The following is a 21,210-nucleotide window of genomic DNA, read 5'->3' on the forward strand; positions in this document are numbered from 1 at the left end:
TAAAAGGTTTATCAGTGGGAATTGTCACCAGAATTACGAGTGTGAGAAAGTCTCCAGCTGCAAGGCTTGCGAGCCCGAAGGAATGAGGCGTAGCTGCGCTACGCCGCAGTGACTGAGGGGAAGCGTAACGCAGCAGATGGACCTTTATCGCACTCGCACTATTTTTCGATGCGGTAGTTGGGTGCTTCCTTCGTAATCATAACATCGTGCACATGGGATTCCTTGAGCCCGGCGCCGGTGATCTTGACGAAACGACCGCTCTGCTGGAGTTCCTTGACGGTCCTGCAACCGGTATAGCCCATGCCGGCCCGAAGCCCACCCATCAGCTGGTGAATGTTGGCGGAAAGTGGCCCGCGCAGGGGGACCATGCCCTCAATGCCTTCCGGTACCAACTTGACTTCACTTTCCACATCACTCTGGAAATAGCGGTCCTTGCTCCCTTCCTTCATGGCACCGATGGAACCCATGCCGCGGTAACTCTTGTAGGCACGACCCTGGTAGAGGATGGTATCGCCCGGCGATTCCTCGGTCCCGGCAAAGAGAGAGCCGACCATGATGACATCGGCACCGGCGGCGACAGCCTTGGTAATGTCGCCGGAGAACTTGATGCCGCCGTCTGCAATGAGGGAAACGCCGTGTTTGCGGGCCACCTTGGCGCATTCGGCTATGGCGGTTATCTGGGGGACGCCGATACCGGCAACGACCCTGGTGGTGCAGATGGAGCCAGGGCCGATCCCCACCTTGATGGCATCGACACCGGCCTTGATCAGAGCTTCGGCCGCATCGGCGGTGGCGATATTGCCGGCGATCAGCTCAATGCCGGGGAAATTATTCTTGGCCTGCCGCACCGCGTCGATAACGCCCTGGGAATGACCGTGGGCGGTATCGATGACGATGGCATCAGCGCCGGCCTTCATCAGTGCATCGATCCGGGCTTCCATGTCGACGGTCGGCCCGACGGCACCGCCGACCCGCAGGCGGCCAAGGCTGTCCTTGCAGGCATTGGGATACTTCCGTACCTTCTCAATGTCTTTGATGGTGATGAGCCCTTTGAGGTTCTTGTCGCTGTCAACCACCAGCAGTTTTTCCACTCTGGTGTGCTTGAGATGTTCCTTGGCCTGCTCAAGGGTGGTCCCCACCGGCACCGTCACCAGGTTACGCTTGGTCATACGCTCGGAAATGGGCAGATCCAGGTTGGTCTCGAAACGCAGGTCCCGGTTAGTGAGGATGCCGACCAATTTGCCGTTGCTCTTGGTGATGGGCACGCCCGAGATGCGGTACTTGGCCATGATCTCCAGGGCCTCGCGAATCTTCTGGTTGGGGCGCATAGTTATAGGATCGACGATCATCCCCGACTCGCTCTTTTTCACCTTGTCCACCTCCATGGCCTGATCGGCGATGGAGAAGTTCTTATGGATGAAGCCCATCCCCCCTTCCCTTGCCATGCTGATGGCGGCGCGGGATTCGGTGACGGTATCCATGGCCGCGCTGACCAGGGGAATATTCAGTTGGATATTGCGGGAAAGCTGGGTGGAGAGGTCCACATCGCGGGGGAGAATCTGGGAATGGGCAGGTAGAAGCAGCACGTCGTCGAAGGTCAGACCTTCAATGATGCTATTGTCTAACATTACGAACTCCTTTGCTCAAAAGACGTCTAAATATTAACCAGACAAGCTAGTACACCCCCCCCATCAAGTCAAGTTAAAAGGGTTTAAAGGAGGTGTATGTCTTCGGCGATCACCGAGGGATGAAAGCCTCTTTGTCCTTGATTTTGCCGAGCGTTGCGACAATGAGCCGGACGGCATTTTCCAGGTCGGAAAGTGAGAGTACCTCAACGGGGGTGTGCATGTAACGCAGGGGAATTTTCACCAGGGCAGTGGCGACCCCACCCCTGGAGATCTGCATGACGTTGGCATCGGTGCCGGTGGCTCGGGGAAGGCCGGTGAACTGGACCGGGATATTCTCTGCGGCCGCCGTTTCTGCCAGAAGTTCGAAAAGGGCTGGGTTGATATTGGCGCCACGGGGAAGAATGGGTCCTTTGCCGAGCTTGACTTCGCCGTTGTGTTTCCTGTCCACGTCGGGCTGGTCGGTTGCAAAATCGACCTCGACACAGATGCCGATATGGGGATTGACCGTATAACTGCTGGTGGTGCCGCCGCGAAGACCCACTTCCTCCTGGACCGACGAGACGCCGTACAGGTCCACCTGGAGCTTGTCGGTCAACTCGGCAACCCGGCGCAGTACCTCGGCCACGACAAAACTCCCCGCCTTGTCGTCGAACCCGCGGCTGGTGACGCGATCCCCCTGAAGTTTGCTCAGCCCCACGGCAAAGGTCACCGGATCACCCACACGAACAAGGGCTTCCGCCTCTTTTCTGCTGGCAGCACCGATATCGATGTACTGGGCATCCAGCTTGACCACCGTTTCCCGGTCCTTGGGCTCCATGAGGTGAATGGGCTTCTTGCCGATGACACCGGAGATAATGCCGTTGCGGCTATGGATATTGACCCTCTGGCCGGTGGAAAGATGGGGGTCGACACCGCCGATGGCACCGAAATAGATAAAACCGTTATCGTCCAGGTATTTGATCTGGAAGCCGATCTCGTCGGAATGCCCCACCAGCATGACCCGGGGGCGATCCTCACCGACCCCCTCTATGGCACCGAAGACATTGCCCATGACGTCGGTGGTGACCGAAGCAAAGGGCTCCACATAGGACCGGAAGATTCGTTGGGCAGGCTGCTCGTAACCGGAAGGACTGGGTGCCGCCAGAAGGTTCTCCAGAAACTCAAAGGATAGATCGCGCATCAGACACCTCCATAAAACCTTAGTTATCAACCATCAGCTATCAACCGCCTTTACATGGGATACTTGCCCATTGCGGCAGGATCCAATTTCTCCAGGAAATCGACGAATCGCCGGGCGTCGTTATCCGGTTTGAACTTTCCTTCCTTCAGATCCAGCAGGGGCGCTTCCCTGACCACATCTTCATGGACCATGACCGGCAGCTTGTATTTCAAGGCGGCAAGCATGGCTTCGGTCACTTTGACCTCTACCCGGTGCATTTTCCGTTTGCCCCTGAACCTGACCGATGCGTTGAAGATGCCTTCCTTAAGGCTTTCAACGGCAATATACTCTATCTTCAGCTGCAGTTGCTGCATCAGTGCCGTCATCAGATCCCCAGAGCCGGCACCTAGCAAATCCCTGTTGATAAGTTCCAAGGCTACTGGCACCGATTCCTGCTGGCTTATCCAGATCGGCAAGGAATTTTCCCCAGCCTCATCCTTGAGGATTATGACCGGCATCTGGGCGATGGAGTCCAGTGCGAACCCGTATATTTTCATTTTATAGTACATGTGGCTCCCTTGCAGGTTTCGGTATTCTTTCCGGCTCGATCAGCTGCACAACTCTCCCTGCAGCGAGTTCTGATAGGCGGTGGTAATGGCCACCCGGACCATTTGCCCGACCAATGCGGGGTCTGCTGCAAGATTGACGATCCTGTTGCCGGAAATACGCCCGTAAAGCTGTCCCCCCCGGCGGCTTTCCCCCTCCACGAGCACCTCCTGAACGGTACCGACAAAGCTCCTGTTGTTTTCAAGGGTTATCTTCCGCTGCAGGGCCAGTAACCGGTCCAACCGTGCCTGTTTTTCTTCCGCATCCACGTGGTCCTGATAGCTCGCCGCCCTTGTTTCCGGTCTCTTCGAGTAGATGAAAGAAAAGACGTCAGTGTAGCGGACCTCTTCGAGAAGGGAGAGGGTTTCCTGGAAATTCGCCTCCGTTTCGCCGGGGAACCCGACAATGATGTCGCCGGTGATCTGGATGCCGGGAGAAACCTCCTTAAGGCGACGGACCAGGGACAGATACGCCTCTCGGGTATAGCCCCGGTTCATGGCGGAGAGGACGGCATTGCTGCCCGCCTGGGCAGGCAGGTGAACATGTTTGCATAATTTGGGCAGTTCGGCAAAGCAATCGATGAGCTGCAGCGAAAAATCCTTTGGATGGGACGTAGTAAAGCGCAACCGCTCTATGCCTGAAACCTCGCAAACTTTTCGCAGCAGCGTGACGAAATCCATTTCACCACTGTTTTTCAAACCATAGGAATTGACGTTCTGGCCCAGAAGCGTGACTTCCTTCACCCCCTTAGCGGCAAGGAGAGATATTTCCTCGATGATCTCAGCCGAACGACGGCTGATCTCCCGCCCCCGCACATACGGCACGATGCAGTAGGAGCAAAAATTGTCGCACCCCTGCGTGACGGTAACAAAACGGGAAACACCCGTATTAGCCGTATCAGCGGGGAAAAGGTCGAGGCGCTTCTCGTTGTCGATGAAGCTCACTTCTGCCAGGCGCTCCCCCTTCTCGGCAGAGAGGACCAGTTCGGGCAGCAGGTGCAGATTATGGGTGCCGAAGACGAAATCCAGGTGGGGAAGAGTACAAAGCAGCCGCTCTCCTTCCTGCTGGGCCACGCACCCCCCGACCCCCAACAGCACGCCGGGCTTCTTGCGTTTCAGGCCCTTGTACTGGACAAGGTGATTGTAGACTTTCTCTTCGGCCCGGGCCCTGACACTGCAGGTATTGAGAATGATCAGGTCGGCCTGGGAAGAGTCGTTGGTGGGGCGATAACCGATGCCTTGCAGCAGCCCGGCGATCTTTTCGGAATCGCTGACATTCATCTGGCAACCGAAGGTTTGCAGATACAGCAGTTTTTCTTTGGACACGTTAATCCTTCAGCGGTGATTTGGCTTGATATTACTCAATTATTCAGCACATCGTCAATCTAATTCCCCCCGCACCGCTTTCCGTAAAATGGCGCAGCCATAAAACCAGTTGCAAAAAAAAACGAGTCGTGTCTAAATATCTATGTTTTTGAATATAAAGAACTATGCATCTTTGGGCCCATGTTTTGCATCGATAAAATCGAATATATGATTAAGTAAATTTTAAATTAAAGTTAACCGTTCATCTGCCGATAAGGCCTCGTGAGGTCTTGCCGGACAAAAAAAACAAAAGGAGAAGACATGAAAGCGATGTGGAAGAGAACCTTGCTAAGCTCGTTGCTGTTGGCACTGGCACTGCCGATGTCAGCAATGGCAGCAGACCAGGACCTGCAGCAGAGAGTGGATGCCCTGACCAAGGAACTGGACGCCCTCAAGCAGCAGGTAAACAAAACAGAAAGGAAATCCCTGGGAAATTGGCTGACTATCGGCGGTGATTACCGGTTCCGTGTGGACAGCATCCGTGGTGAAACAGCTGCATACACCAATGCTGCGACATTCATGGGGGCCGCACAGCAGGACCCGAAAACCCAAGGTTTCTTTTCTACCGCACTGGCACAAGGACTTTTCAGCGCCACCAGCTACGGGCAGGTCGCAGGTCTCACACCAAACGCCATGATGGGCAATCTCGTCACTTATCTTACCGCACCTGGAATGCCCTATGCCGGGGATCCAGCTGGCGCCGCTGCCTACCTGACTTCATTAGGGGGCAAAGCTTTTGTGCCGAGCTACAAACCAAAAAACGACACCCTCTATACCAACCGTCTCGGTCTTGACCTCCATGCCAAGGCAACCAAGGACGTAACGGTCAATGTCCGTCTCCTTGCCTATAAGACCTTCGGTTCCCAGGATGATTCAGCCGTCACCAACGGTGGCAGCTCACCCTTCTTCGCCGATCGTGTCGGGGTGTTCGACGGGACGCTCGGACATATTCCCTCCACAAGCCTCCTGGACGTGGATCGCGCCTATGCCACCTGGTCCAACATCGCCGATGAGCCGATCTGGTTCTCTGTTGGTCGCCGTCCATCCACTAACGGGGCTCCCTCCAACCTGCGCATGAACAACGAACGCCCGGGCAACGGCGGTACTCCGGCCCTCCTGGTCGACTATGCCTTTGACGGCTTCACCCTCGGTTATGCACCGGACATCGACGCCCTTTCCGGCGCCTACGCCAAGATCTGCTACGGCCGGGCCTTTGACAGCGGCTTCTCTTCACCGACCAACAGCCTGCGCGACACCGATATGCTCGGCGTGGCTGTCATCCCTTACGACACGGACGCGCTCCGGATTTGGACCCAGTGGAACCACGCCTTCAACATCTTCGATTTCCCGGTCATGAACAATACCGCCTTCGGCAACACACACGTCAAAGCTGATCTTGGCGCCATCGACTGGTACGGCATCGGCGCCATGAGCACCCTGAAAAATGTCGGCCCCGGCAACGTCAATTTCTTCGGTGACTTCGGTTACAACGTCATCAAGCCTAACAACAACGTCTCTGCACAGGCCGGTTTCCAGGGCCTGATGACCGGCGGTTTCTTGGCACCTGAAGCCCCCCACCAGAAAGATGGCTGGGCCACTTACGTAGGCGCTCGTTACGATTTCGCTCCCACCGCCACCAAAGTCGGCTTCGAATTCAACCACGGCTCGAAAAACTGGATGCCCTTTGACCCCGCCGCAGATGACATCCTCACTTCCAAACTGGGAACCCGCGGCAACGTCTACGAAGGCTACCTGATCCAGGAACTCAAGCTGCAGCCGATCTCCTCCTACCTGAGCAAGGTATTCTTCCGTCTCGGCTACCAGTATTACGACTTCGAGTACACCGGCAGCAACAACTGGGTCGGTGCACCGGTCAAAATCGCAGACATCAAACCGGATGCTATGATGCTTCTGACCCCTGTGAAGAAAGCCCAGAACGTCTACGCCACATTTGAAGTCAAGTTTTAGTACCACCGGAACCTGAAGCGGGGGGGAATCCCCCCTCGCTTGCCCGTAACAGACGAAAAAGCGCCGATACACAGAGAAAAGGCGCAATCCCCCCAAAAAAGGAGCAACAAAAATGAAAAAGCTGGTTTCAGTGATGATCGTCTTAGCAGTTTTCGGCATTGCCTGCCTATCCTTCACCTCTTCGGCCAGTGCCGACGAAATCAAGATGGTCGGCGTTATTACAAAAATCGACATCGCCGGTAAGGATGCAAAAACAGCCACCGCTACCCTGAAGGACAACAAAAGCGGCAACCCCATTGAAATCACAGTTAATGACGACCTGACCCTGGATAAATTCAAAGACCACCGCATTGTGGAAGGGGACGAGATCCGTTGTAAATATGAGGTCATCGACGGCAAGAATGTCAGCAAATACTTCAGAAAGACGGCAGGCTGTTGATGCTGTCCATCTAATTATGCCTGTGAAATCGCTGTAGTTGCATAATTGCAGCGTTTTTCTTTCAGTCAAACATTATATTATTAATATATATCATATATTGATAATTAAATTACCAAAGGAGACAGAACGATGACAATGAAGGGTTTGCTGGCAACTGTTTTGTATGTATCGCTCGGCGCCGCCCAGGTCATGGCAGCCGACCATCCAGGCAGGGAAACAATCGAAAAAAACGGCTACAAGGGACCGGAAACCTGTGAAGAATGCCATCCCGGCACAGCAAAAAATTTTCTCAATACCGTTCACTGGAAACATGCCTCAAAAGTGACGAATGTCGATAATCTTGACCCAAAACAGGAATATGGGATGAAGAACAGGATTTACACCTTCTGCAACGGCAATGACATCGTCAACAACCTCAAGGCTACGCCAAAAAATGAGAAGGGCAAATCTAAGCTGACAGGATGCAACACCTGTCATCCCGGAGATCACCTGTGCGACGTAGGTAGTTGTGGGACAAAAGCTGAAGCGGCAGTCGATTGCCTGATTTGTCACTCTTCAGAGTATGACTACAGCAAAAGGAAGCCCTATACAAATGAAAAGGGACAGGTGGTAATGTCCCAGGACAGAAGCACGAAAGCAGCACTGGCAATCGGCAAGCCTTCGGTAAAAAACTGCATGACCTGCCATGAAACTGCGGGTGGCGGTTATCTCATCAAACGCGGATTTGCCTTTAATGCGGAGAACGATGTTCATGCCGCGAAAAAAATGGTGTGCGTCGACTGTCACAAGACTAAGGACCACAAGATTCCCACTGGCTTCGATCCCAACAACTGGGCTAATGATGGTGTAAGGCTGAACTGCTCCGGATGCCATGGGGAAAAACCCCACAAGGATGCCGATTTCAACCGCCATGTAGCCAGGATCGCCTGCCAGACCTGCCATATCCCCACTACCGGTGGCGCCTACTCAAAGGATTTCACCAAATGGACGAAGCTTCCGGATGGATTTTATGAGCCGACTACCCTGCAGAAGGATCCGAACAAGTTAAAACCGGTATACGCCTGGTACAACCAGACAGTGAAGAACGAGCCGCACTTTATTGGCCCAAAAGGGAGCAGGAAAGACAAGAACAGCAAGATTTATCCTTTCAAGGTCTATCAGGCAAAAGCTTATTACAACAAACTGAACGGCCAGCTTCTGTCCATGGATTTTGCCCCTCCCATGGCAACAGGTGATACGCTGGCAGGCGTTGCATCTGCCGCTAAAACACTGGGCATCAAAAAATATGAACCGGTTCCCGGCTGGCAAACCATCTATTTCGCCAACAGCCACTTGGTAACCAAGACGAAGGCATTGACCTGTGAAAACTGCCACGCGCCAAATGGTGTGCTGGATTTCAAGCAGCTTGGCTATTCGGGCAAGGAAGTGCAGAAACTGACAAGTCCCACGATTTATTTCGATAAGGCTGTTCAAAAACAAAAAGAAAAAGAAGAGTGGTAATAAATCCTCATGTGTTAACGGGGCCGTGCCACACGGCCCCATTTTTTGTGAACTTCCCCGTGGCAGCAGAATTGTTGCTCCAGTTAACGGGCAATCGATTGATTTCATGCATATCACATAATCACAGAGCGCAACTTTGAGACCAGGTGCGGCATCTTATGGAGCCCCTATGGGGAAAAGGGAAAATAAGGGTTTAGTATTTTTGTTCATCATCTTGTCTTTAATTGTGGCTCCCCGCCTTTGCCGGGGAAATAACGAGCCCTTCTGTCGGAGTTGCCATGGGAATTCCGGCATGATGCGCAAAATGGGGTATTCCCGGCTGGTTGTCAGTGAGCAGGAAATGGCTCTGCAATCCAGGATGGCAACCATGTGCCCTGATTGCCATCCACGATTCCCTTCATGTAAAGACAAAACGAAAATGAGCGGACAGGTACGGCAAAAAACCGTCAGAAGAGCAAATGAATGGCAAGGCAAATAAAATCTCTTTTTTGTTTGCGGAAAAAGATATTCTACTTGACAGGGCCTTCGTATAAGTGCTATAGATTTACCTTTCGAAAATTCACAGTCTTTTTCAAATAAATGGAGGTGTAGTTTGGCAAACCATAAGTCGGCTCTAAAGAGAATCAAGCAAACGGAAAAAAGGACAGAAAGAAACCGTCACGTCCGCTCCACCCTGCGGACTTTCATAAAGCGCGTTCGTGAAGCAGTTGCCGCAAAGGATGCAAATCTTGCCAAAGAAGCGCTCGCAGCAGCAATTCCCGTGATCGACGGAGCAGCATCCAAAGGTGTTATTCACACCTCCAATGCTTCCCGCAACGTTTCGCGCCTCACCAAGCTTGTCAATACCCTCGGCTGATCGCCGCCACACAACTACTGTTAAAGAAAGGGATCCCGTATGGGGGTCCCTTTCTTGTTTCCAGACACCTTGTTACTTGCCGCAGACCTCCATGGTGAACCGCTCCAGCAAGACCACAGGTTTACCTCCACTTGACTTCATCGCCAGATCAATTTCGAGCAGGCGCTCGAAAATACCCTTGAGTTCACCGGTCCGGTAGTTTCGCGCCTGATCCATGACCTTTTTCAGGAAATAGGGATTGATGCCGGCGGCCTTGCCGATCTCGGTACCGGGCATTTTACGGTCCATGAGCTCGCGTACCCGCCAGAGCTGGCGGAAGTGTCTGGCAAGCATGGCAAGGAGCATCAGGGGCGCTTCTCCGTCACGCAGGATCGTGTACAGGGTGCGCATTGCTTTGGCCAGGTTCTTCTCGCCAAAGGCATCGGTCAGTTCGAAGACCGTGTCAACCTTGGTGTCGGAAACAACAGCCTTGACGTCATCCATGCCGATACTTTCCCTGCCGCCGCAATAAGTAACCACTTTCTCGATCTGGGACGCCAGTTCCTGGAGATTGGTCCCCACCAGATATGCCAGCAGTTCGGCGGCGGCCGGGTCGATACGCTTGCCGCAAGCCTTAATTTCTTCGCGGATGAATGCCCCCAGCTGGTTTTCATAGGGGCGCTTGAATTCCACGAGGCCGTCAGCCTTTTTGATTTCCGCAAAGAACTTCTTGCGCTGATCTATTTTCTCTCCCTGAAAAATGAGACAGGTGGCAGGAGAAGGATTTTGCAGGTAAGCCTGAAGGATTTCGAGGGCAGAGACGGAGAGATCCTGGCTCTTCTTGACCAGGACAGCGCGCCGTTCAGCGAACATGGGCAAGGTCTGGGCCGCAGCAAAAACTTCATCCCCCTTGCACTCATTGCCGTAAAAAACATTGAAATTGAAATCGCGGAAATCGGGGGAAACAATCCGCTCAAGGAGCCGTTTTACCCCTTTTTCTATGAGGTAGGGCTCGTCGCCATACAGATAGTAAAAGGGAGCAATGCTCCCTTTCTCCACAGACCTGGTGAATTCTTCGGGCTTCATGGTATCACCTAGAAATCTTCCTGCATCTTTTCATGTAACTGTTCGGCCAAGCGCCTCGATATTTCGGCGATGGCGGCAGACTCCCTGTTCTGCTGCAGGGCGATGTCCGGACTTGCAGGAAAATCACGATTCCCGGACACCTCCCCTTTCCAGACAATCTTCCCTGTCTGGCGCTCTGTGAGCGTTGCGGCAATCTTCAGTGCAGCCCGATAACCGGCAACGCGGTCGGCGGCGGTGTAGGAAACAGGGTCCACCGTATACGAAAGCACGGTACCGCTCAAAACAAGACGAGCGGCCCCTTCAGCCACGGCGTTGCCACCGCTGTGCAACGCATATTCGTCGATGAGGCTCTGGGTCACCACTGTTTCCAGACCGGCCCGATAGCTCTTGTTGGCAAAGATCCGCACATGAATGCCATCAAGCCCCCGTGCCGGGCTGCCAACACCCTGCAGATGATGATAGCCGCATCCGGAAAAGGTCACCCCGAAAAACAACAGAAAAAGGAGGATAAGTCTTCGCATATATCCGCTTTTAGCCGGCAACGATGTTCACCAGCTTGCCCGGCACGTAGACTACCTTTTTGACGGTCATGCCTTCGATAACCTGTCGGATACGGTCATCGGCGAGGGCAGCTCCCTTGACCTCCTCGTCGGAGGCGCCCGCAGCAACCGTTACCTTGCCGCGCAGCTTGCCATTCACCTGGACCACCACCAGCAGCTCCTCATCAACTGCCGCGGCAGGATCGAATACAGGCCAGCCGGCTTCGATCAGGCTCTTCTCATGGCCGAGTCCTTCCCACAGTTCCTCGGCAAAATGAGGTACGAACGGCGCCAACAGCAGAATCACCGCCTCGATCGCTTCCTTCAGCACCGGGGCATTGGCAGGGAGGTTCTTCGGTTCGAAAGCCTGCAGAGCATTGACCAATTCCATGACGGCAGCAATGGCCGTGTTGAAATGAAAACGATCCTCGATGTCATCGGTAACCTTGCGGATCGTCTTATGCACCTGGCGGCGCAGGGCTTTGCCCTCTCCGGTCAGGGATTCAATATCCAGGGAAGCTGCGGAGCTCAAGAGCGGCAGGCACTCGTAGACCAGCTTCCAAACCCGGTTGAGGAAACGGAAGCTGCCGTCAACCCCCTGATCGCTCCAGTCCAGATCCTTTTCGGGGGGAGCTGCAAAGAGCGAGAAAAGCCTTGCCGTATCGGCACCGTATTTTTCTATCAGCGCATTGGGATCAACAACGTTCCCCTTGGACTTGCTCATCTTCGCCCCATCCTTGATGACCATCCCCTGGGTCAGGAGATTGGTGAAGGGCTCATCGATGTTGCAGTATCCCAGGTCGCGCAGAACCTTGGTGAAAAAACGGGCATAGAGCAGGTGCATGACCGCGTGCTCGATGCCACCGATATACTGGTCCACGGACATCCAGTATTCGGCCTTCTCCTTGTCTAGCGGACCATCGGCGAAGTCAGGGCAGCAGTAACGGAGGAAATACCACGAGGATTCGACGAAGGTATCCATTGTGTCTGTTTCCCGGCGCGCATCCTTGCCGCAGATCGGACAGGTGGTCTTGACGAAGGATTCGACCTTCGCCAGAGGATTGCCTCCTTCGCCGGTAAAGGTGGCATCCATGGGGAGAACAACCGGCAGATCCTTTGCCGGCACAGGCACGGTGCCGCACTGATCGCAGTAAATAACCGGAATCGGGTTGCCCCAGTAGCGCTGCCGGGAGATTCCCCAATCACGCAGACGAAAATTGACCGTTTTCTTGCCAAGCCCTTCCTGCTCCAGAAAATCGGCGATCCGCTCCTTGGCAATGTTGCTGCTCAGACCGTCGAAGCGGCCCGAATTGACCATGATTCCCTCGGCGGTATAGGCTTCGGTCATGGCAGTCGGTTTCAGTGCCTCCCCTTCAGGCTGAATCACCACCTCCATGGCAATACCGTATTTGCGGGCAAACTCGAAATCGCGCTGGTCGTGGGTCGGCACGGCCATAACCGCGCCGGTGCCGTAATCGGTCAGGACGAAGTTGGCCAGGTAGATTGGCATACGGCGCCCGTTGACTGGATTCAGGCAGTAGGAACCGGTAAAGACTCCTTCCTTTTCGAAATCCTCAGCGGTGCGCTTGATCCGGTCGGTTTTCTTCACCTTGTCCATGAAGGCAGTGACGGCAGCCCTGTTTTCTGCAGTCGTCAGCTGGAGAGCCATGGGGTGCTCGGGGGCCAGGGACATGAACGTGGCACCGAACAAGGTGTCCTGGCGGGTTGTGAATACCTTTATGGAGCCTTTGTCGTTCTCTACGGCGAAGTCAATCTCGCAGCCGGTGCTCCTGCCGATCCAGTTGCGCTGCATGGTCAGGACCCGCTCCGGCCAGCCTGGCAACTTATGGGTGTATTCTAGAAGCTCCTCGGCATAGTCGGTGATCCGGAAGGACCACTGCTCCAGCTCCTTCTGCTCGACGACCGTATCGCACCGCCAGCAACAGCCATCCTCAACCTGCTCGTTGGCAAGGACCGTCTCACATTTGGGACACCAGTTGACCGAAGAAACCTTCTTGTAAGCGAGCCCCTTTTCCAGCATCTGCAGGAAGATCAGCTGCTCCCACCGGTAATATTCCACATTGCAGGTGGCCAGTTCCCGGTCCCAGTCGTAGGAAAAGCCCATCTTTTTCAGCTGGCCACGCATGTAGTCGATGTTTTCGTAGGTCCACTTTGCCGGATGGCTTTTATGCTGAATGGCGGCGTTTTCCGCCGGCATGCCGAAGGCATCCCACCCCATGGGATGAACGACGTTCAAGCCTTTCATCCTCTTGAAGCGCGCAATGACGTCGCCGATGGAGTAATTGCGCACATGCCCCATGTGAATACGCCCCGACGGATAGGGAAACATTTCCAGCAGGTAGTATTTTTCCTTGTCTGCGACCTTTTCTGCCTTGAAGCTCTTGTTGCGCTCCCAGAACTGCTGCCACTTCTCTTCAACCCTTTCGGGAAAATATTTCTCTTCCACATCAACCTCCTGCCCATATCCGGGACAAAATTTTGCCACGGAAACGGCGGCACCCGCAATTATTCCCTCACCTGAATGGCTGCCGGAAAATCAACGGAGCCATGCTTCCATGGCCGTAGTAATATTCTTGCTTACAGCGGAGGGACGCCCCCTTCCTGGAACGACGGGTTATCCCCCGCCTTCCCGCTGTGACACTTGCCGCAGCTGCGCGGGTCCCTGACACTGAAGGCCATGGCGGCGCCATGGCAGCCGCCGCATGATTTCCCCTCTTCCATGTCCTTCATCTTTAAGGGCTTGCGCATGACTCCCGCCTGAATCAGGTTGTTGTGACAGTCGCCGCAATTGTACCCCTTGGAAATATGCACCTTATGACTGAACAGGACACTGCCGGTACTTTCCGGCAGTTCGTATTTTACCGCCTTTGTTACATTATGGCATTTATTACAACTGCCGGTAACGGCAAAGGCCGTGCTGGAATCGTGACAGGCGCCGCAGGATTTCCCTTTTTCCATTTCCACCATGCTCACCCGCCGGTTCCCCTTGCCAGGAATGAAGAGTTTCGTGTGGCAATCATTGCAGCGATAGAGCCCCAGATGAAACTTGTGGCTGAATAAAGCGCCCGATTCCTTGAATGGTATCTCCTTTACCGGGTGGCACTTCTCACAGTTCTCCTTGACCGTAAAGGCGGTTTTCCCGTCGTGGCAGCTGCCGCATGACTTGCCTTTCTCCATGTCGGCCATGGTGTAGCGTTTTGCCGCTGCACCGGTCGTAAAAATGCCGTTATGACAGTCTCCGCATTTGTACATGCCCGTATGGAAAGCGTGGCTGAACGAGGTTACCCCCGTTTCCGGCACCTTGAAGGCTATTTCCATGGTCGATTTGTGGCACTTGTCGCAATCCCCCTTGACGGAGAAACCGGTGTTCCCTTCGTGACACGCCCCGCAGGACTCTCCTTTTTCCATGGCAGCCATGGACCGTCGTTTGTTATCAGGTCCGGCGACAAACAATTTGCTGTGGCAGTCGGCACATTTGTACATGTCCAGATGCTTTGTATGGCTGAAGCGGGCATCGTCGGCAAAGGTGACATCCTTGACCGGATGACATTTACCGCAATTGGCCGAAGCAGTAAAAGCGGTCTTCCCATCGTGACAGGCGCCGCAGGATTTTCCTTTCTCCATCTCCGCCATGGTGAAGCTTTTCCGCGAAGCGCCGGTGGCAAATACCTGATTATGGCAATCGTCGCACTTGTACATCCCCAGATGCAGGCCATGGCTGAAGGCGACGCTGCCGATATCCGGTATCCTGAAGGTTATGTCCTTGGTGCTTTTGTGACACCTGCCGCAGTTGCCGCTGGCCGTAAAGGCGACATCTCCCTCATGGCAGGCGCCGCAGGATCTCAGCTTTGCCATGTCCGCCATGGTATAGCGCTTGCTGCCGGCGCCACCGACAAAAATGCCGCTATGGCAGTCGCTGCAGCGGTAGATACCCAAGTGGAATTTGTGGCTGAAAACCGCATCGGTTTCCTTAAATTTTATGTCTTTCGTAGCAGTATGGCACTTGCCGCAATCCCCTTTGACGCTGAAGGCGGTGCTGCCGTCATGGCAACCGCCGCACGACTGCCCACCTTCCATGTCGCGCATGGAATGGCGCTTACTACCCGGCCCAGCAATGAAGAGTTTGCTGTGGCAATCGCCGCATTTGTACATTTCCAGATGGAATCTGTGGCTGAAGAGGGCATCGGCAGTAAAGGCAATATCCTTGACGGCGTGGCACTTGGTGCAGTTCTCCTTGACGGTGAAGCCGGTCTTCCCATCGTGGCAGGCACCGCAGGACGCTCCCTGCTCCATCTGCTTCATGGAGACATGGGGATTACCGGGTCCAGGTTTGAAGATCTTGTTGTGGCAATCTCCACAGCCATACATGCCAAGATGGAAGTTGTGGCTGAACGTCAGGGTGCCGAACTGCGGTATTTCTATGGGTACTTCCTTGACCACATGGCATTTCACGCATTCGCCGACGCCGAAGGCCTTGGTCTTGTTATGGCAGGCACCACAGGACTTGCCCTGCTCCATATCGGCCATGGTGACCGGCGGCACATTGGTGGATACGGGAAATATGGATTTATGGCAAGCGGTGCAGTTGTTGCCCAGCTTTTTCAAGTGAGGGTCGTGATTGAAGACCACCCTGCCGGCATTCTCAGTCTTGAAGGTAACGACCTGAAAATCCATGGCAAAAAGAAGCACAGGAATAAAAAGCAGGAACAGCAACGGCAACAGAAAGCGTTTCACTGATTGACCTCTGACGTGCATGGTTATACGGAGGAAGTTCTGCCGGCAGCTCTAAGCGATTTTCAGGAGCTTTCTGGCAACGTCCAGGATGTTGTTGGGCTGTATGGGCTTGGTGATATAGGCATTGGCACCCAGAGCCAGCGCCCGCTCCCGGTCCTCCTGCGCCCCTTCTGTCGTAATGACGACAATGGGGGTTGCCTTATAGTTGGAGTCGGTCCTCACCAGACTTACCAGCTTGAGACCGTCCATGATGGGCATGTTGATGTCGGTGAAGATCAGGTCGAACTTCTCTGCGGAAAGTTTTTTCAATCCGTCGACCCCGTCGTTGGCTTCAACTATTCTCACAACTCTCAATCTCTTGAGGGCAAAAGAGATAAGCTGCCTCATCGTCGGGGAATCTTCAACGATCAGAATATTGTATGGCGGCATGACATTCTCCTCTTACGTTTCCCTTCATTGCCGATCCGGCATAGAACCCGGCTGTGCGGGCATCGGGGGCTTTTCTCACTTGGTCAGAAGATCGATGAATCCCTGGATGGTCGAGAGCTTTCTTTCTGAATCGCTGTACAGCCTGGAACTGAAAATGGCTGTTGCGGCATGCCCGGCCAAAAGCGTAAAAAGTTCGTAGTCCACCGCGGCAAATGTCGTCTTCTGCACGAGCAGCTTGTAAATGACCAGGACACCGATTACGTGCTCCTTTATCTTGAGCGGGATGCAGACCATGGGATTTTCCAGATCCTGCACATAACCGCTCACATCCTCCACAAAGAAATTCTCACCGGTCTTCGCCACCTCACCGATAACTCCCCGCCCAAGTTTCACCGGCGGAATATTTTCCCGCTGGATTCCCTCGCAGGCCACGGCCTGAATCTCATTGGTTTTTTCATCCAGGAGCATGATGGAGAATTCCTCAGCACCGATGAGATTGATGATGATCTCGGTGATGATCTGCAAAACCTCTTTAAAGTCCAGCGTGGAGTGGAGCTGATAGCTGGCGATATAGAGATTGGCCAGGTTGTTGTTTTCCTCTTCTATCTCGATATATCTGGCGGCAAAATTCTGGTTTTCCGCCTCCACCTGTTTGATGCGGTTGAGTATTTCCTCTTTCTCCCGCTCAAGTTCCTCGATCCGCTTGGACAACCGGGTGTGCTCGTCGCCCAAGGACGCCCCCTCCCTGTTGGGCAGCGACTCCTCCAGCTCGATAATCCGGTAGCGAAGCCTTTCATTCTCACGCATCAAGTCCTGGGTGAATTCTGCCCCCTTTTTGAAGACCTGCAGGAATTCTTCCGCCCTGCCGTGCATGCCCTTATCTTCTTCCCTTGACATATCTCACCTCTGACTTTGTGGTAGGTTCTATCTGCACTTGATTCCGCAATATGATAATATCTCGCCGGACATTTTGTCTATGGTGGCGATCCTGTCCACAAGACCTGTGGCTATGGCCTCTCTCGGCATGCCGAATACCACCGCCGATTCCTCCGATTCAGCAAAAACACCGCCTCCCGCAGCCTTGGCCGCCTTGACACCGCGGCTCCCGTCATTGCCCATTCCCGTTAACACCACTGCCAGCATCTTCGGCCCATAGATCCTGGCACATGATGCAAACATGGCATCCACCGACGGTACATATTTGTCTTCCGGCCGGGGGGCGACCACCCTGGCAATGACCGATCCGTCGACCCTGTCGAAGATCAGATTGCGGCCACCGGGTGCAATAAGTACGCGGCCGGGGGTCACAGTATCGCCGTCTTTGGCTTCCTTGATCTCAAAACCGGAGGTCCGGTTCAGGCGTTCGGCAAAGGCCTTGGTAAAACCGGGCGGCATATGCTGCGAAACCACCATGGCCACAGGCAGAGGCTTGTCGAAAGCGGAAAAGATGCTCTGCAGCGCCGGCGGTCCGCCGGTCGACGCGCCGATTGCGATGATATCGATCTGGGATTTCTTGCTCGGCGTTATGGAAAACGGCTTTTTTTCCTTTTGGGCATCCTGGCTGAGAAAGGCCTCACGCCGCTTGATGCCGGCCATGTTCAGGTTAAAGACGCTCCGCACCTTTTTCTGCAGGTCATCCTGTATCTTCAGGAGTTCATCGGAAATGGTCCTGGTCGGTTTTGCGATGAAATCCACAGCGCCCAATTCCAGCGCCTTGAAAACCTTTTCGTCGTCGCTTCCTGCACTGATGACGATGACGGGAGTCGGGCAGCTGTTCATAATGATGCGTAACGTGGTGAAGCCGTCCATCTTCGGCATTTCCAGGTCCAGGGTGACAAGGTCCGGAGTGAGATCGATCACCCGCCTGATGCCCTCCTCGCCGTTGACGGCATAACCGACCACCTCCACCTCGGGAATTTCCTCGAGCATCTTCGTAATTGTGCGCCTATTGTATGCGGAATCATCTATGACAACGATTCTCACTTTTTTCATAAAAAAACTCCGGTTCCGGCAGACGGCGGTTTCTGGTACACCATGTCGTTTTTCAGGTGCTTCAGGGCAAACGCCGTGGAAATGTTCATCAACGATTCGGAATGCCCGAGAAGCAGGTATCCTCCCTCGCGAAGGACTTTGTAGAAAGATTCGACAACCCGCTTTTTGGCAGCCTGATCAAAATAAATGATGACGTTACGACAAAAGATCACGTCCATTTTACCCAGGAGCGCAAGTCGGTTATGATCGAAGAGGTTGAGGTGGCTGATGGTCACCAGTTCCTTGACCTCGTCGTTGATCCGGCAGAGCCCTTCCTGGTTCTGGAAAAAACGGTTGATATATGTTTCATCGGTGGAACGAAACGAGGTTTTACCGTAGGTGGCTTTCCTCGCCTGGTGCAGCACTCTCTGGCTGATGTCTGTACCGACAATCTCTACACGCCAGTCCTTCGGTACCCCCATTTCGATGAGCAGCATGGCAATGGTATAGGGTTCCTCTCCAGTGGAACAGCCGGCACTCCAGATACGCAGGGAGCGGTCCCCTCTTTTTTCCTTCGCCGCAATCAGTTCAGGGATGATTTCACCGGTAAAGGCCTTCAGCTGGAAGGATTCCCGAAAAAAATAGGTCTCATTGGTGGTCAGGACATCCATGATGTCCGACAACTCCTGATCCCTCTTCCGATCGTATTTCAACAGATGGTAGTAATCCCGGAATTCCTTGATCTGATGCTGGGATAACCGGCGACCCAGCCGCTTTTCGAGAAGATACTTGGAATCGTTGTCGAAATAGAGGCCGCAGTGGGTATAGATAAGGTCCCGTATGAGGCGGAACTCTTCATCGGTCATTTGCACTTCAGGGTCTGAATAAAACATTAAAGAACCCGTTCCATCAATTCAACGATCTGTCCCTTGACCAGTTCATCGGTCTCGGTCTGAAGAGCCTGCCGCAGATAGGGAAATGACTTCTCGCCCAGCCGCGATACCATGGTCTTGATGAAAGTGCTGCGCACATCCCAATGGGCATGGCACAGGAGCTTTTCGCGGTAGGTATACACCCAGCCGTCCCCGTCCTGGGACAGTATGCCGATTGCCGCCTTGACCACCTCTTCGTCTGGATTGTCCAGCGCCTTTTCCACAAGGGCCGCTGATTTCTCCCCACCGATTTTCGCCACGGCATCCAGAGCAGCCAAAAGCACCAGTCCGGCGTCGGCGACTTCGAAAAGCTGGAATATGGCCGGCAATGCCGCTTCGCTCTTCAGGGTACCGAGGCTTTTCAGTACAGCACACTGCACCCAGGGATCTTCATCCTGCAGGGCCAGCAGAAGCGGTTCTACTGCCTCTTCGCTACCCACATCCCCCAAGGCGCCGGCGGCAGCTATGCGGACATCCGGATCCTCATCGACAAGAGCCATCACCAGGTGTCCGGTACAGGCAGCCGATTTAAGGGTGGCAAGGGAATTTACCGCCGCCTTACGTACCGTAGCGTCCTCGTCCTTGACCAACAGCGACAGTTTCTCCGTATCGGCAAGGGCTGTGGAGAGTATGGCCGCACTGCGCCGCTTCTCAGCCAGATCGGAACAAGCCAGTTTACCGGCAATCCTTGCCACCGACTGCCTGTCGGTTTCGGCTAGGCGATAGAGCGCTTCCACGGCATCGCTTCTCACTTCCTGCTCGGGGTCTTCAAGCAGATGGGCCACCTCGTTGACAAAAACCGCCAGGCCGGTCTTTCCTGCAGCTTTAACCGATACCGCACGGAGTTGAGGATTCAGGTCCAGCATACCTTCGGTCAGAAGCGGTACCGCTTCACGGCAACCGAGTTCTCCGCATAGATAGATGATAAAAGAACGCTGATCATCATCTGCGGAGGTAAACACTTCGAGCAGAGAGGCTGCTGCAGCATTGCCGATTCTTTTCAGTGCCTGAAGACAGAGTCTCCGCAGCACGTCGTCATTGCAGCCCAACAGAAGAGGCTTGGCTGCCCGCTCATCGCCGATGAGCCCAAGGATGAGGGCAAGGGCCTCTTTCACCCCACCTTCGGCATCGTTGAAGGAGCTGATCAACTCCTCCACGTGGGGGGTACCTTTGAGCCCCTGGAGTCCGCCAAGGAGCACCTCCTCGGCAAACGGAGAAGAAATGCGTTTTCTCAGGGCGGCAAGTCCTGTTGCAGCAGCTCCGCGGGCTTTTTTCAGGCGGTCCTTCAATCCATCCAACAAGAGCGGAATGGCATCCAGATCACCAATTGCGCCAAGGCAGTCGTAAACTGCCTTCTTGAGGAGGTTGTCATTTGCAAGGGGAGCAATGGCTGAAACGGGAACAGGCTGACCGATACGTCCCACCGCCTCAAGAATGGTGAATTTCAGCAGAACATCGTTCTTTGCCAGGGTCTCAAGAAGCTCCGGCAATGCGCGTTCATCCCCTATCTTGCCGAGATTTTCGGCAGCTGCAGCTCGCGCATTGGCATCGGGATCATCCAAAGCGTTGATCAGGGCGGGGACAAAAGCCGGGTCACCGATATTACCCATGATGTCGATGATGAACTTACGGACCTCGTGGTCTTCATCGGCAACATGAAGACAGAGGATCCTCGTAGCTTTTCCCCCTAATTTCTCCAGGGATTCCACCGCAGAATTGCGCAGCCCGGCGTTGTCCTGGGAGTGGAGCATCTTCACCAGCTCCTCCTGCAAGAAATCCCCTTTTTCACCCTCCGCTGCCACGACAATGATGTCTACAGCTTCTTTGCGCACTCGCCAACTGGTATCGCCCAGGGCAAGAAACAGGCTGTCCAGTACCTGGTCGAGGGGGTAATCCCTCAATCCGACCACAGCCAGCCTTCTCTTCTCCTCGCCGCCCGAACGAAGGGCCTCGATCAGCATCTGCAGTTTATCCACTACGCTCTCCAATATGAGGGCAG

17 protein-coding genes are annotated in these 21,210 nt (G+C 54.2%); 4 read left to right on the top strand and 13 right to left on the bottom strand.

What is annotated here, in order from left to right; translation table 11 throughout:
• Positions 1-158: 158 nt before the first annotated feature.
• The 4 genes from guaB to miaB all read right to left on the bottom strand — a co-directional run bounded on the left by guaB (position 159) and on the right by miaB (position 4,718).
• On the bottom strand, positions 159-1,628 hold the full coding sequence (guaB, locus tag ML541_RS16090) for an IMP dehydrogenase (RefSeq protein WP_243374419.1): 1,470 nt from the start codon (positions 1,626-1,628) through the stop codon (positions 159-161).
• 109 nt (positions 1,629-1,737) lie between these two features.
• Positions 1,738-2,808: a M42 family metallopeptidase gene (locus ML541_RS16095; protein ID WP_243374421.1), complete on the bottom strand. Its 1,071-nt coding sequence runs from the start codon at positions 2,806-2,808 to the stop codon at positions 1,738-1,740.
• 50 nt (positions 2,809-2,858) lie between these two features.
• Positions 2,859-3,356 carry a bifunctional nuclease family protein gene (locus ML541_RS16100; RefSeq protein WP_243374423.1) on the bottom strand — a complete coding sequence of 166 codons (498 nt, stop codon included), beginning with the start codon at positions 3,354-3,356 and terminating at the stop codon, positions 2,859-2,861.
• Between the two features lie 39 nt (positions 3,357-3,395).
• Positions 3,396-4,718, bottom strand: coding sequence for a tRNA (N6-isopentenyl adenosine(37)-C2)-methylthiotransferase MiaB (gene miaB, locus ML541_RS16105; protein ID WP_243374425.1), 1,323 nt, complete (start codon positions 4,716-4,718; stop codon positions 3,396-3,398).
• Positions 4,719-5,018: 300 nt separating this feature from the next.
• Between miaB and ML541_RS16110 the strand changes: the two genes are divergently transcribed.
• From ML541_RS16110 to rpsT, 4 genes are all read left to right on the top strand, one after another.
• Positions 5,019-6,725 (top strand): DUF3373 domain-containing protein, encoded by a 1,707-nt coding sequence (locus ML541_RS16110; RefSeq protein WP_243374427.1) that lies wholly within the window; start codon positions 5,019-5,021, stop codon positions 6,723-6,725.
• 112 nt (positions 6,726-6,837) lie between these two features.
• Positions 6,838-7,164: a hypothetical protein gene (locus ML541_RS16115; RefSeq protein ID WP_243374429.1), complete on the top strand. Its 327-nt coding sequence runs from the start codon at positions 6,838-6,840 to the stop codon at positions 7,162-7,164.
• A 135-nt stretch (positions 7,165-7,299) separates the two neighbouring features.
• A complete protein-coding gene (locus ML541_RS16120; RefSeq protein WP_347710812.1) occupies positions 7,300-8,664 on the top strand; it encodes a multiheme c-type cytochrome in 1,365 nt (454 codons plus the stop codon).
• Between the two features lie 592 nt (positions 8,665-9,256).
• A complete protein-coding gene (rpsT, locus tag ML541_RS16125) occupies positions 9,257-9,520 on the top strand; it encodes a 30S ribosomal protein S20 (RefSeq protein ID WP_243374433.1) in 264 nt (87 codons plus the stop codon).
• Between the two features lie 72 nt (positions 9,521-9,592).
• On the opposite strand, the gene holA is transcribed toward rpsT, so the two are convergent.
• The 9 genes from holA to ML541_RS16170 form a co-directional block, all read right to left on the bottom strand.
• Positions 9,593-10,585, bottom strand: coding sequence for a DNA polymerase III subunit delta (gene holA, locus ML541_RS16130; RefSeq protein WP_243374435.1), 993 nt, complete (start codon positions 10,583-10,585; stop codon positions 9,593-9,595).
• 8 nt (positions 10,586-10,593) lie between these two features.
• Complete coding sequence (locus tag ML541_RS16135; RefSeq protein ID WP_243374437.1) at positions 10,594-11,106, bottom strand: LptE family protein; 513 nt, start codon at positions 11,104-11,106, stop codon at positions 10,594-10,596.
• A gap of 10 nt (positions 11,107-11,116) precedes the next feature.
• Complete coding sequence (gene leuS, locus ML541_RS16140) at positions 11,117-13,591, bottom strand: leucine--tRNA ligase (protein WP_243374440.1); 2,475 nt, start codon at positions 13,589-13,591, stop codon at positions 11,117-11,119.
• A 131-nt stretch (positions 13,592-13,722) separates the two neighbouring features.
• Positions 13,723-15,879: a cytochrome c3 family protein gene (locus ML541_RS16145; protein ID WP_243374442.1), complete on the bottom strand. Its 2,157-nt coding sequence runs from the start codon at positions 15,877-15,879 to the stop codon at positions 13,723-13,725.
• Between the two features lie 51 nt (positions 15,880-15,930).
• Positions 15,931-16,308, bottom strand: a complete 378-nt coding sequence (locus ML541_RS16150; protein WP_243374443.1) for a response regulator — start codon at positions 16,306-16,308, stop codon at positions 15,931-15,933.
• Between the two features lie 75 nt (positions 16,309-16,383).
• Entirely contained in the window at positions 16,384-17,205 is an 822-nt protein-coding gene (locus ML541_RS16155; RefSeq protein ID WP_243374448.1) for a GAF domain-containing protein, read from the bottom strand.
• Between the two features lie 27 nt (positions 17,206-17,232).
• Positions 17,233-18,300 (bottom strand): chemotaxis response regulator protein-glutamate methylesterase, encoded by a 1,068-nt coding sequence (locus ML541_RS16160; protein ID WP_243374449.1) that lies wholly within the window; start codon positions 18,298-18,300, stop codon positions 17,233-17,235.
• Positions 18,297-19,172, bottom strand: a complete 876-nt coding sequence (locus ML541_RS16165; protein ID WP_243374450.1) for a protein-glutamate O-methyltransferase CheR — start codon at positions 19,170-19,172, stop codon at positions 18,297-18,299. Before ML541_RS16165 ends, ML541_RS16160 begins: the two co-directional genes overlap by 4 nt.
• A complete protein-coding gene (locus tag ML541_RS16170; protein ID WP_243374451.1) occupies positions 19,172-21,187 on the bottom strand; it encodes a HEAT repeat domain-containing protein in 2,016 nt (671 codons plus the stop codon). Before ML541_RS16170 ends, ML541_RS16165 begins: the two co-directional genes overlap by 1 nt.
• Between the last annotated feature and the right edge of the window lie 23 nt (positions 21,188-21,210).

Source organism: Geotalea sp. SG265 (assembly GCF_022808985.1).
Classification (GTDB): Bacteria; Desulfobacterota; Desulfuromonadia; order Geobacterales; family Geobacteraceae; genus Geotalea.